The organism is Pseudomonas sp. K8, from assembly GCF_014889455.1.
GTDB classification, from domain to species: domain Bacteria; phylum Pseudomonadota; class Gammaproteobacteria; order Pseudomonadales; family Pseudomonadaceae; genus Aquipseudomonas; species Aquipseudomonas veronii.
This window is the reverse complement of record NZ_VJWO01000018.1, coordinates 59,694-73,243: the sequence shown is the minus strand read 5'-3', so window position 1 is coordinate 73,243 and position 13,550 is coordinate 59,694. Positions and strand designations below refer to the sequence as shown.

General features: G+C 57.0%; 5 protein-coding genes and 2 pseudogenes. 2 read left to right on the top strand and 5 right to left on the bottom strand.

Annotation, left to right across the window (positions count from 1 at the left end):
- Positions 1–81: 81 nt before the first annotated feature.
- Both tssM and INT12_RS15000 read left to right on the top strand, forming a co-directional pair.
- On the top strand, positions 82–3,693 hold the full coding sequence (tssM, locus tag INT12_RS15005) for a type VI secretion system membrane subunit TssM (RefSeq protein WP_193040122.1): 3,612 nt from the start codon (positions 82–84) through the stop codon (positions 3,691–3,693).
- Between the two features lie 45 nt (positions 3,694–3,738).
- On the top strand, positions 3,739–5,079 hold the full coding sequence (locus INT12_RS15000; RefSeq protein ID WP_226926202.1) for a hypothetical protein: 1,341 nt from the start codon (positions 3,739–3,741) through the stop codon (positions 5,077–5,079).
- Between the two features lie 549 nt (positions 5,080–5,628).
- Here INT12_RS15000 and INT12_RS32000 read toward each other — a convergent pair.
- The 5 genes and pseudogenes from INT12_RS32000 to INT12_RS14980 form a co-directional block, all read right to left on the bottom strand.
- On the bottom strand, positions 5,629–6,342 hold the full coding sequence (locus tag INT12_RS32000; protein WP_371918765.1) for a methyl-accepting chemotaxis protein: 714 nt from the start codon (positions 6,340–6,342) through the stop codon (positions 5,629–5,631).
- A 141-nt stretch (positions 6,343–6,483) separates the two neighbouring features.
- Positions 6,484–7,521 (bottom strand): annotated as a pseudogene (locus INT12_RS31995) (methyl-accepting chemotaxis protein); the annotation flags it as partial.
- Positions 7,522–8,485: 964 nt separating this feature from the next.
- On the bottom strand, positions 8,486–9,760 hold the full coding sequence (locus tag INT12_RS14990; RefSeq protein WP_017847970.1) for a glycoside hydrolase family 68 protein: 1,275 nt from the start codon (positions 9,758–9,760) through the stop codon (positions 8,486–8,488).
- A gap of 665 nt (positions 9,761–10,425) precedes the next feature.
- Positions 10,426–11,168, bottom strand: a pseudogene (locus INT12_RS14985) (phage integrase N-terminal domain-containing protein); the annotation flags it as partial.
- An 814-nt stretch (positions 11,169–11,982) separates the two neighbouring features.
- Positions 11,983–13,548 (bottom strand): type VI immunity family protein, encoded by a 1,566-nt coding sequence (locus tag INT12_RS14980; RefSeq protein WP_017847968.1) that lies wholly within the window; start codon positions 13,546–13,548, stop codon positions 11,983–11,985.
- Positions 13,549–13,550 lie beyond the last annotated feature (2 nt).

The following is a 13,550-nucleotide window of genomic DNA, read 5'->3' as shown; positions in this document are numbered from 1 at the left end:
TGTGGCGTTAGCAGACGCAAAAACAAACGCGTTCGTGCCATCTGTAGGCAACGAATTCCATAAATACGCAAGGAGCGATTCATGAAGACGGTCTGGAGTTACGTAAAACGCTGGGGCCTGCCGGTGCTGCGTCAGTTCAACCAAGCGGTGCCAGTATTGGTGCTGCTGGGCGTGGTGTTTTTGTTGATCGCCATCTGGTGGCTGGGCCCGCAGTGGACCTGGCGCGAGCGTCAGCCGCTGGGTGAACTGGCAATGCGCGTCTCGGCCAGTGTCGTTGTGCTGGTGGTGCCGCTGCTGATCTGGGCGTGGCGGGTGCGCAATCGTTACCAGCGTCTGCAGGTTGAACGTCAGCATGAGGCGGCGGTGCAGGCCGATCCTTGTCTGCCTTATATCGAGGCGCAGGAGCGTGCGCTGGACCGCAGCCTGGGCAATTTGCTGAACAACATGGAGCGTCGCCGCTCGCTCTATCAGCTGCCGTGGTACCTGGTGCTGGGTGAGGAAAATGCCGGCAAGACCAGCCTGATCACCCGCTCCAACCAGAGCTTTGCCTTGTCCCATGTGACCAAAGCAGGGGTCAGGGCGCATCAGGAAGAGCAATTGGCCTATCCGGTGGATTGGTGGATTGGCGACGAAGCAGTTTTGATCGACCCGCCGGGTGAGTTCCTCAGTCACTCGGATTCACCGGCTGAAGACATCGAGCAGCAGGGCAAGGTCAAACCGGTGTTACCCAGTGGCACCCATGCGCGCCTTTGGTCGCACCTGCTCGACTGGCTAACGCGCAACCGCAGCCGTCGCGCATTGAACGGCGTGGTGCTGGTGATCGATGTGCAGGTCTTGTTGGCGCAACGTCCTGAACAACGCAAGGCCCACGCCAACCTGCTGCGCACCCGGTTGTTTGAACTGACGCGGCAATTGGGCACGCGCTTACCGGTGTACATCACGCTGAGCAAGTTCGACCTGTTGGAAGGCTTTGAAGAATTCTTCGCCCGGTTATCGCGCAGCGGGCGCGAGGACCTGCTGGGCTTCACTTTCAGCCTGGACGCGGTGGATGATTTTGATGCCTGGCTGGCGGAACTGACGCGCCAATACCAAACCTTTGTCGCCTGCCTGACCGAGCAGGTTTTCAACAGCACCAGGGAGTCGCGTACATTGGATGAGCGTGATCGCTTGCAGGCGCTGATGCATCAGATGGCGGGCTTGCGCCCGGCATTGTTCGGCTTCCTCAGCGAAATGCTCGGCAGCGACCGTTTCACTACCCCGGCGTTGGTGCGCGGACTGTATTTCTCTTCGGTGTTGCAGCAGGGCACCCTGAGCAACGCTTTCGTCAAAGAAGCGGGGCAAGCCTATCAACTGCCGCCACCGCCACCCGAAGTTAAACCAGCCGGTGGCACGGTGATCTACTTTGCCCAGCAACTGTTCCAGCGGGTGATCTATCCCGAAGCGGGCCTGGCGGGCGACAACATCAAGGTGGCCCGCAGCAAGCGGCGGTTGCTGATCGCTGGGTTCAGCGTCGCATCCCTGGGCTGTTTGGTCGTCATCGGCACCTGGCAGTTTTATTTCAATATCAACCGTGACAAGGCGGCCAACGTCTTGGCCAAGAGCCAGGAGTTCAGTGAGCGGGATATCGACGCCAAGGTCGACCCTACCGGCCGCAACCTGTTGTTGCCCCTGGACCAGATTCGTGATGCGGTGCTGGTCTATGGCGACTATCGCCAAGCCTGGCCGTTGCTGTCGGATATGGGGTTGTACCAGGGGAGGGCGATTGGCCCTACCGTGGATGAGGCGTACCTGAATCTGCTGTCCAAACGCTTCCTCCCGGCGATTGCCAGCGGTGTGTTGGATGCAATCAACACTGCGCCCGCCGGCAGCAATCAGCAACTGGCGGCCCTGCGCGTCTACCGCATGCTCGAAGAGCGGCAAAACCGTCGCCCGGCCATCGTCGAAGAATGGGTCGCCAAGCAATGGCAGCGCGCCTATCCGGGCCAGGGCCAGTTGCAGGCCGATCTGATGGGGCACCTGGGCTACGCACTGAAATATGCCGACGCTGACCTGCCGCACTACCGTGAACGCATTGCCCAGATGCAGCAACAACTGCGCCAGTTGCCCATGGCCGAACGGGTCTATATGAGCCTGAAACAGGATGCCCTGGAACGTTTGCATCGCCCGCTGGATCTGCGCAACGAGGTCGGCCCCGCGTTCGATATCGTCTACAGCCCACTGAACACCAATCAAGAGGGTAGCGGCCTGCAGTTGCCGCCGCTGCTCACCGCCAAGGGTTTCAAGGACTACTTCGAACCCGGTACCGAGGGCATCATCGAACTGGCGATGATCGACCAGTGGGTGCTTGGCGAACGCCAACGTCTGGACTACTCCGACGAAGACCGCAAAGTACTGACCCAGCGGGTCCGTGCGTTATACAGCGCCGATTACGTCGACAGCTGGCGACGTGCGCTGAATCAGTTCGCGGTCACCGACTTCGACGACCTCAGCCACGGCGTGGCGGTACTCGAACAAGTCACCGGCCCGGCCGCACCGCTACGACGGTTGCTGGAAACCCTGCGCGACAACAGCGTGATCTACCCGACCGTGCCCTTGGCTGAAGGGCAGGCGCCGCTCAAGCTGGACAAGATGCCAGAGGGGCAACAACAGGCAGCAGGGATTCGGCGCGCATTCTCCAGTCTTTCAGAGCTGATCACCGCACGAGGCGAGCAGCCGTCTTACTACGAAGAAACCCTGCGTTCGGTCAGTGCCGTCTACGACTATGCCAAAACCGTGCACGACAACCCCGATCCCGGCAAGGCGGCGCTGAAAACCGTACTCAACCGCTTCTCCCTGGACGGCGCTGACCCGATTGCCAACCTGCAGCGCGTCGCCGTGGGCCTGCCCGAACCGCTGAACCAGCACGTCAAAAAACTCGCCGACCAGACCTCACAGGTTCTGGTAATCGCCGCCTTGCGCGAACTGGAAAAACGCTGGGACAGCGAAATCTACAGCTTCTACCGCGACCGTCTGGCAGGCCGCTACCCGTTCAAGGCCAGCGGCGAGGACGCTTCGCTGGAAGACTTCGAAGCCTTCTTCGGCCCACAAGGGCGCCTGCAGCAGTTCCACGATCAGTACCTGAACGTGTTCCTCAAAGACAACCTCGACGCCCTGTACTCCGACAGCCTCGGCGGCTACCTGGTACGCAGCGACGTGCTGGAACAACTGAAAAAAGTCGAGCGCATCCGCGACACCTTCTTCAACCATCGCGGCCACTTGGCCGTGCAACTCACCATCGAACCCCTGGCCCTGAGCGCCACCCGCCTGAGCAGCATGCTCAGCGTCGACGGCCAACTGATCCCTTACCAGCATGGCGCGCCGCAACGCACGGGGCTGGTGTGGCCCAACAGCCTGGGCAACACCAATGGCAGCCAACTGACCCTGGTACACAGCACCGGCAACACCGCCAGCATGAGCTATCGCGGGCCGTGGTCGTTGTTCCGGCTGCTCAGTCGTGGGCACCTCAATGGCAGGACCGACACCAGCGTGGACCTGACCTTTTCAGTCGCTGATGGGTTGATGCGTTATCGGATTGGGGCAGAGAAGGCAAATAACCCGGTTACCCAGCGCAGTTTTGAAGGGTTTGTGCTGCCGAGGACGTTGCTGGAAGAAGGACGGAGCAAAAAGATCGCCGTCGACGTTACGCGACGCTGAGCAATACCACGAAAAACAGCCAGTGCTGAGATGAATGAACGACGAATGAAAAAGGACCTTTACATGGCAATCAGGCTACAAATGTTGACCGAAGACCCTAAAGAAATTGAGTTGATCGAGCGTTATTGGGCCGTCGATGAGTTCGGGCAATACCTCGAAAAAGTGAGCGCGCTAGCGGGCCTCATTGAAATGGCTCAGGGCGTTACGCTGACCAGTTTCATACGGCAGCGTTGCAACGCGTTCGATGAAAATCAGGTCTGCCCCAAATGCGCAGAATTGATCGAAATAAAGAATCGCTCACAGGCTAAGAAGCTCCCCCAGCCAGCCATCAAGCTCTGTACGTTGTGTCAGAAAGACCAGGATGACATTGCGCTGGAAGCTAAAAGGTCGAAAGCTGCGGAGCTTGAGCGGCAGTTGGCAGAATTCTGCCGCAATCAGTCAACCCGAACGGTGGACTACTCAGCGATTCCGGATGCTCATGTGCTGATGCTGTTGGCGTTAGACAGGGCCATTACACCGAGACTGGCCAATGGCGGTTTCACAATAGGTGATTGCCGAGGACTCGCACCACTATATATCGGTGACTTTGTGCTGCAGTTGCGCGAGGCGGGGCTGGTCCTTGATGATCCCAGCAAGGCCAGGCCGGGCACCTACTACTGGGAGGGCGATGAGATTTGGATGGTGAGGGACCAAGTGGTTTACCGTTTGGCACCCGATGCTGAATCACGAAGTGCAGACGAGGTTATCCGGAGTCTGTCGGATAGGGTGTACACAGACGCGGAAGGGATCTTCAATCTGTGGCTTGATTACTCAGCTGCTGATGTTATGCGCTATCTGGGTATCCAATGCGAACTCTATAACCATGAACTCACTGAACAAGAGCTGGAAGAAATTAAAAGTACCCTGCGATCAGCACTGGAAACCTATAGTGTCTCGCAGCTCTGGTCGGTGGTCTGGAAGGTTGTCAGAGATGCCGCAAGTTTAGCTAATCGCGAGTACTACAACCGTCCAAAAGCGGCTGCGACCATTCCCGGGAAGATTCGGCGGAACCTGGAGAAGGTGCGGCGCGAGTCGATTGAACTCAAGTCATGGAGCCGCCCGGACCAGCATCCCGCCGGAACATTGGGCATGGTGCTGGGTGAAATTCTGAGTGTTGACGAAAATACCTCAGGGCACATGGTCTCTTCCCTTGTTACCTGGCTCACCGGGCAGGGGTGTTCACCTAGTGTCGGAGCAGAGCTTGACGAACCGATACGGGAATTGATGACCATAGCGTTGGCCCACGATGTCAGTTCCTCAGTGATGCTGCGGTTTGCGGAGTTGATTCGTGCCGGCCATGACGTTGGTTTTGCCATTGAGGAAATTGGTGAGACGCTTCGGTCGTAAAGGTGGCGGGGCAACTTCAGAGGAAGAAGATGCGGGTAGCAAGCCTGTCCATCACGGCGTCTGGGCGGGGTGGGAGAGACGCTGCTGCGGAAGGCTGTCCCTATCATTTTGTGCGTTCTATGATCCGCGATGTTATCGTGCCATCACGTATGACAGCTTCGTCAGGGACTGAAAGGGGACAAGATGACCGATTTTGAGCAGCAACCTTTTGCGGACGCCGAGTTTGCAGAGAATCCGGAGCAACGATGCCCCTGCATACTGCTGTTGGACACGTCATCGTCCATGAATGGCGCGCCAATCAGCGTTACGCAATGAGCTTGCAAAGTGTCTAGAGAGTCCGTGGCGATTCAGCCGGAAGAAACCTGCTGCTCGAGCACTGGTTTGATGAAGTCCTCAACAATGTTCACTCCATTCCGAGACGAGGTAAAACGATGACTATCGACAGAATACTGCGTACTCGCTTGACCAGATCGACCTCGCTGTCGAATCCAGGCGTCCTAATGCGCCGAGCTTGAAAGATGAAGCAAGGTCGAGGGAACGGCTCATCGGTCAAACCTTGAAGTGACTGACAAGTTGCTGTAACTGTACCCCCAAGCGCGCGAGTTCGATACTGGAGGCCGCCGTCTCCTCACTAGCTGAGGCGGTCTGCTCAGACACGTCGCGTACACTCAAAATGCTGCGGCTTATTTCCTCCGCCACCGAACTTTGTTGTACTGCGGCGGCAGCAATCTGTCGGTTCATGGCTTGAATCCCGGAAACCGTCTGAGTGATGCTAGCTAAAGATGCGCCTGCTTTACCTGCCAACGCCACAGTGCTATCGGTTAGTTCGCGGCTGCTCTGCATAATACTGGACACCTGACGTGTTCCACCTTGCAAGCCTGCCACCAAGCTTTCTATTTCCTCAGTGGACTGCTGAGTACGCTGAGCCAGTCCTCGTACTTCGTCAGCGACCACTGCAAAACCGCGCCCTGCCTCACCTGCGCGAGCAGCCTCAATGGCCGCGTTAAGGGCCAATAAATTAGTTTGCTCAGCCACCGCCTTGATCACGTCCATGATCTTAACGATGCGCCCACTTTCTTGTTCAAGCTCATTCATAGCTTCCGCTGAACGCCCGACTTCGCTGGACAAACGCTCAATCTGGGCGATGGCTTCCGCGACTACTTTGTCACCAGCGCGCGCCTGAGCATCGGCCTCTGATGCGGCAACGGAAGCTTGTTCCGCATTCCGCGCAACTTCATGCACAGTGGCCGACATTTCGTGCATCGCAGTAGCCACTTGGTCGGTCTCGGTTTTCTGGCTATTGACCCCAGCGCTGGTCTGCTCAGTGACAGCTGAAAGCTCTTCCGCTGCACTGGCGATCTGGGTGACTCCATCGCGGATACCACCGATCAGATCGCGCAAGGTACGACCCATGCGCTGAATACCTTGTTGCAGCACACCCAGTTCGTCTCTACGGGTCACGACCATGTTTTGCGTGAGATCGCCCGCTGCAATGCAATCGACCACAGCCAGAGTTTCCTGCAATGGGCGAGTAATCTGGCGGGTGATTATCAGAGCTGCAAGAAGCCCCAATAACATTGCCAGAGCAGTGCAACTCAACTGCAGCGTGCGGGCCTGAGCACTATCTGTTTCAAGGGCGGCCAGCTGTCTGGCATACATTTCATCAGTCAGACGGGTGATGGCCCCTCCGAAATTGACAGTGTCCTGTACGGAGTGGTCGATAGCCCCATTACTGGCTGTAAAATCCTGCACTGAGCGGCGGTAAGCCATCAGAGCGGTTTCCAGTTGCCTGATAGGATCGGCATAGGCAGCACCAAAGGTGTTGTTGAGGGTTTCAATGCCCTTGAGCGCACTATCAAGCTGGCGGGCGGCGGCTTGTTCCGTGGTGCTGTTGGGATTGCCGGTGTAGCCACGAACTTCATAACGCACCAGCGCGACATCCTCTTTGGCCTTGAGGATGACTTTGTATAACTCATAACGGCGCTGATCAGAGACTGGCATTGCTTCTACGTCATTGATGAGCTTGGCAATCAGCGCGGCGCCTTTGACCGCATTGGTGGCCATTTCCTTACGGGTGGCCGCACTATTGCGATAGGCCTCGCGCATCGTATTAATTGCCATTTGATACTGAGTGGTGGCTTGGTTGATCAGCGCAAGACTTTGCAAGTTTTCAGGTTGCTGCAGTTCTTTTGCGAGGCTTTTTTGCTTGGCGACAAACAGTTCCAGCGCATCCTGGATCAATGCACCTTGCTGCTCGTCACCCTTGTCCACCTGATACTGAAAACGGGCCCTCCGTAGATGATCAAGACGGTTGCCGAGTTCGGTGATGCTGGCCATTCGATTACTACGGTCAATCATTTTTCCCAAGCTGAACCAGCTGGTCGCGGCAAGGATGGCGGTTAGAAGGAGTACAACAGCAAAGCCCAAGGCCAGCTTGAGCATGACGCTGATATTCGCGAACCAAGAGTTCATAGCGTTCCTTTGGTAATCAGCCGTGACCGATGAAAACTGGCGCGGTCATCTGAGAAGGGGGGGCAGGTATAATCAATATTGATATGGATGATTGGATGAATATAGCACAGTGATGGCTCTGCGCCATCACAAGCCTTTAATGATTTCGACGATACGTGTCAGAATGGCGACAGCTAGAAAAATGAATCGCCCAGGATTCTCTAGACGCCTTGCAAAAAGTTATACAAGGTGCTCGATTGCGTACAAGGGTGGTGGCCGGCCTATGCAAGTCGGCATGCAATCCTTACGCTCCACCCTGAAGCCTCTCTAGGTGGTTTTGACATCTGCCGCACTCAGGAGAAAGTCCGGTTAGCGCATTGCTTTCAAGACAGGACGATTGCAGAGGTCGCATACGCGGTCATGAACAGTGAGAGGCAACTATTGTGGGTGGGTTTTTCCTGCATTGAGGTCTGAATGACGAACCTTGCAAGCCGTGAAGAGCTAATCACATGGCGAACCTTAAGGTCTTCTCATGCACAGTTATGCGCGCTTAGATATCCAGACAAATTTTGCCGACCCTATGAGCACCGTAAACAGCAGCGTCGTGCTGTTCGTTTTGCGGCAGAGCAGGCCTTCGAGGCCGTGTTCAATCTATGGGTGGAGTTCCGCAGGCTGAGCCTGAAGGAGGGGCGCCAGAGCACGCTCTCGCAAATCCTGAGAATCTTCACGTGCTGTTTAGCAGACGAGATAAACGAGCGCGCGGATGTAGTTGTTGTCAGGGGGGATACCCATTACTGGCTGCATCCTTGCAGCCAGTAACAAAGGGTTGTTACTACGTATTGTTCAAGAGGGTTCCCGAGCAAAGTCGCAGTAAGTTAGGTGGGATATCTCGATCCTATCCGCAACGAGTTTTTCATCGAGCTCAAACCCGCTGCCTGAAAGCCCTGGGTAGCGATTACTTGAGCGTGACGTCGAGCATCGGCGGGATGTAACCGTAGTCGTACTCGGCAACCACGAACGTCTGCTGCCCTTTGATCTTGATCCCCACCGTCGGTGCTTCGGTGCCGCCGATACGAATCTGCGTGCCGGTTTCGTCGGTCGGTACGCTGTCGATAAATGAGGTCACCAGGCCGTTGGGCATCACGCAGTGCGAGTAGGTCTGGAACGGCTGGGAAGACGGATTTCCCAGTACCAGGCCGGAACCGTTCAAGGGTACGTACGGACCGAACAGCGAATCTGCGACAAAGCCGTACACACCGTCTGGCCCGGTCACCCCATCGGCATAGGTAAAGGTGTGGCTGATGGTGAACAGGTAGTACTTGCCGTCCTGGAACACGAAGTGCGGGCGTTCGGTCTGATCGTTGACGCCTACCGCGGTCAGCAGCGGCGGCAGCATTTCCCAGTCGTCGCCGTCTTCGTCACGGGCCACTGCGATGCCGACACAGGCGGTCTGGAAGCGCGAGTTGCCGACGTCTTCATAACCCGGCGGCACATCACCGACTTCTGCTTCACCGACCTTGTGCGAGCCGCGCTCGCCGGCCACGTTGCCCTCGAACAGCATGTACAGCTTGCCATCCTTCGGGTCGCGGAACGGCCATGGATCACGGAAGCCCCAGAAGGCGTTTTGCGCTTCGGTCTGGTACATCTTGCCGTCGGCCTCGAACAGCGGCTTGACCTTCTCGAAGCCGACCAGGCTGACGCCATGCTCGGTGGTCACCACACGGCCACGCACCTTGACGATGGTCGCGCCCGGCGTGACCGCGGTGTAGTACAGGTCCACTTCGCCTTGCTCGTTCAACAGAATCGGCGTGCCGGCCCATTCGCGAACGGTCGGCGAAACCCCTTCAGCCATCACTCGGCCGCCGAGTTCCCAGTCCTTGCCGGTGCGGGAGAACCAGTAGTACATCTTTGCCCGGCCATGGCGATCGTTCCAGTCGCGGGTGATGTCGTAGTTACCGTTCTGGTCGAGGTATTGCGGGTCGTTCGGGTGACGATCCGCAGTCAGGGTGAAGATCACTGACCAGCCATCGACAGAGGTGATGTTGCCGTCGATATCACGCAGCGGCATGGTGTCCCAGATAAATACCTCGTCGCTCAGTACCGGGAAGTTCGCACTGACCAGTGGCTGGGTGGTAGTGGGGTCGTCCGCGCGGACTTTCAGCGCATCGGCTCGGGTCCACAGGCTGGGTTGATGGGGTGTTTTGCCAAATTTCTCAGTGTTGCTTTTCATAGGGGAAAACCTCGTCCATGAATGGATTCAAATAAATACTGATCAAAAATACTGTATTTATATACAGTCATTTAACTGTAAAAGACTCCTCCTTTCGGGTCAAGGGAAAAAATGCATTTATGCATAATTGAGTTTTTTGTTGAGGCTGATACGTTTCAGCTTGTGATGTTTCTAGAGGTTTGTTCTCGGACCGATCATCGACGTTACCTGCATGATGCTGGGTAGACGCAGGTGGTCAAATCGATCAACGCTGTCGAACCTTGCAAAGAGTTTTGGTGCGATGGCATGCACGTAGCCCTGCGTCTTCAACGCCTGCATCACTATCAGTAGAGGAGTCAGGTAATGAACGGTGCAATCGATGCGCGGGCATGTCATCGAGAGGCTCAACCGGCATTAATACTTGCAAGTTAGGGGCTGCGGATTGTGGGTTAAGTCAGTCGAATTAATTTCGCAGCTGTTTCGAAAGCCGACAGCAACGATGCTACCGAGCCAATCAAGCTGATCAGGTTGCCTGGGATCGGGTACATCACCCCAAGGGGTTAGTACCGATACAAAGTCGACTCACCGGAGGTACGGACGAAAACTTGGATGAATTGATGGTGATCTCATCCCAGGCCTAGGTCTGTGAAAGCTACTAAAGCGGAGCTGGTCGGCCGGTCCGTGTGCCCGCCAGCGGCGGGCGCCTTCCACCCTGTCAACGCTTCGTAACGTTCCTGCGCGTAGCGATGGCGCAGACCGTGCATATGGCTCAGTCCCGCCGCTTTGCACTGCCCATCATAGACATGGCGTTGCTGGATGTAGGTCTTGTGCGCCGGAATCAGAGAGCCGGCTCCGGCGAACTGATGGACTTGCTCAAGCAGTGCTCGTTGCCCTGGCGTCGTGACCGGCACGACGCGCTCACGCCCGCCCTTGGTCCATGACCCCTTGAGGGTGATGTGATCGCCGTGATCAGCGAAGCGTGGCTGGAATTTGATGGACTCCTCGCGCCGCAAACCAAATGCGGCTTGCAAGGCCAGGCTCATTGCACATGGGGATCGCTCACGTGATCCAGGCCGTCACCCAGCGCCTGTGCTTTGTTGGTATGGGGCGTGGCGCGGCGCGCAGAAACACCCAATCGGGTGTTGTCGGCAGGAATCAGTCCTGCTTTGCCGATCTTCTCGGCCCACCAGCGCAGATGGGCCAAACGGTTCTTGAGGGTGCCTGAAGACAACCCTTCGGCCTGCCAGCGTTCAATCAGCGTTTCGATATGCTTGCCTTTGAGCGAAGTGGCCCGCATCTGCCGAAAACCGGCTTCGCGCAATTGGCGAGCGATCAGGGTGAGACTGCGCTGGCGGTCGGCTTGTGTCGTGTTGCTTCCATCGCGGTTGCGCTGGCACAGTTGACGCAAGGTATAGGTGAGATCGTCCATAGTGCGCTCCATGGGGGGCTGCGGTGTTCTGTGTTGTTCTGAGTTGCATTCGGTGAGTGTTGGTGCCAACTCGCCAAGGCGAGATCCCCGAGGGGCCAGGTGCTCAGATCACCTGTTGCCTCGATGAGGCGTCCGCCGTGCTTCCTGTGGGAAGCGCGAGGCGGGATGTTGCCAAGAAACGACACGTTTGGTTGCCGTGATAAACACCTCCTGTGGAGTGAGAGAGTGGAAGGCAGGCGACAGACATTGCGCCTGAATACGTTGCCGCAGACGAACACGTGCCCAGGGCACGGAAGAGGGAGGAAGGCAAGGTGCTTGCCATGGATGAACAGGGTTCCACCCCGTGGGTAGGGGGCGATGCGCAGCGTGGAACCTGGGCGCATCTGGGATGGTTCCTCCCGAGATGGGATAGCACTTTCAGGAACCTGTGCTCTGGGCAACCGGATGGGTACGGCATCGGCGAGTCAATCGCACGGTGTGACGCTTACTGCCGGCGCCAGGGGTTCCGGTGATGAGACCCACCGGCAGGTCGTTGCAGGCTCAGTGTGCAGGGCATCGTCATGCAGTGCCAACGTAAATAGGAACTGCGCGATGCCGCATTGTTGCGGGGCTGCTGGGGGGCGTCACTGCGGCGGCAGTGACGGCCCTTACTCGCGATCACTCTTTGGCACAGATGACCCAATTCAGGCTGACGCGGCCTGACGGCCTTGTCGGCCACTGGCGCGCGAACCACGTTGCGGTTCACTTGCCACTGGCTGGTGAAGGGGGGCTTAGATGCTGGAGGATTGTCTTATTGGGCCGCTGTCCGTCGCTATCACGATGGCTCCAGTCCCATCCAAAGCCAGACGACTCTCTCACCACCGACTGTCGGCATCAGAACGCCATGCTCGATGACTTGCTTACTCCCCGGCTTATACTCACACACCCAGGCACCCGGATACGGACAGGGTTGACCGCTGTTCGCACGCATGCCGCTGACCGTCCAGTGCCAGCGCACGACTCGGCCTTCGTGGGCGGGTAGCGGTTCGCTCAACTGAACATCGCGTGCGATGAAGCGGTCGTTTTCAACTTCCCAGCGCCCTGCGCGAGGAGCCGGATCATGGGTATTGGCATAGCGGGCAGGCTCTGGTGGTGTTTGATCAAAGTCACGCTGCCATGTCACCAAATCATCTGTGGACGCCGCATTGAGGTCTGGCATGATCTCGCCCTGTTTGAAGGCTCGCCGGGTTTCCGCTTGCCCTGGAACCAGCCACCATCCGGCTTGAATACAAGCTGTTCCAGCTACCATACGAAGAGGCATTGGCGTAGAGGTTTGGGCGGAAGGCATGGGCGATGGAGCAATGAAGCGCATTGCTGGCGTGGGCCAATCGCTGTCGGCGTCAAAGCGGGACATCCAGCGACGACTGTCAGCGTCAGTGAAACGTTCGTTGGGGTCGCCGTCCCATTGGCCGAAGCCCAGCAATCCCAAATCGTCGTAGCGGATGGGCTTGAGCAGTTTGTTCAAGAGCATGGGCAGTTCGGGCACGCCTTGCTCGACCGGATACAATTCTGGCTGTTCGCCCAGCTCAATCCATTGGCCGCTCTGTAATTCGGTGATGCTGATGTGTGGGTGAGACAGCGCCGTATGCACTTGTTCGCGGGTCAGGTCAAGCTTTTCGCGCCAGTGGTCGGCAAGCAGGAAGGCCCAGGTGGGGGGGCGAATGCCGTTGAGCAGTTCGCCGCGCATGTTAAAGGCGTAGTCAATATCCAGGCCGTGAAAGTTGGGGGCTAGTGCTCGCTCCCAAGTGGTAACGGCTGATCGCGTACCAAATTCGAGTGGGTTGGCCATGGCGAAGCCACTGTAGACCTGATGCGCCTTGAGCAGGTCAATGGTTTTGAGCACAAAGCAGCGCCACGCTTCGCGGTTGTCCAGCCACCATTGCCAGCGGTAATAAAACGTGATTGAGGAGTACGCGGTTCTTCTTCCTTCGTATTTTTTGAACCATGTGCGCCAGAAATATCCTGCTGTCGTCGGTGACGAGGCATGATTTTTTTCGTCGGTAAAATTAAAAACAAAGGATTCGTCGTCGAAACTTTTCCTGGCCTGCTCACGCAGATTTGGCAGGCGTTTCGAGCCATATGGGTGTGGGCGCTCCGAAATTGGATGGGTGCCAACGGTGTAAGGCTTGCCAAGGAGCTGTTCAAAGGCTTCGTGGATATCCACCATCAGCAGCGCTTCTTCTTGGTGTTTGTCTGGGGCAGGGGGGAAATAGAAGTTGATGAAAGGGCTCACACTGTGTCGAGCATCATCCGTACCCCAATCAGTGTTTGGCCACTCCTTGAGCTCTGCAATGAATTCAGCACGCTCATCTTCATCAAACAAACCATGGGTTGTACTCACGT

Bases quoted from the DNA above. Each gene is read 5' to 3' on its own strand.
- INT12_RS14990 (WP_017847970.1), bottom strand. From the start codon at position 9,760: ATGAAAAGCAACACTGAGAAATTTGGCAAAACACCCCATCAACCCAGC.
- INT12_RS32000 (WP_371918765.1), bottom strand. From the start codon at position 6,342: ATGCACGAAATGTCGGCCACTGTGCATGAAGTTGCGCGGAATGCGGAA.
- tssM (WP_193040122.1), top strand. From the start codon at position 82: ATGAAGACGGTCTGGAGTTACGTAAAACGCTGGGGCCTGCCGGTGCTG.
- INT12_RS15000 (WP_226926202.1), top strand. From the start codon at position 3,739: ATGAAAAAGGACCTTTACATGGCAATCAGGCTACAAATGTTGACCGAA.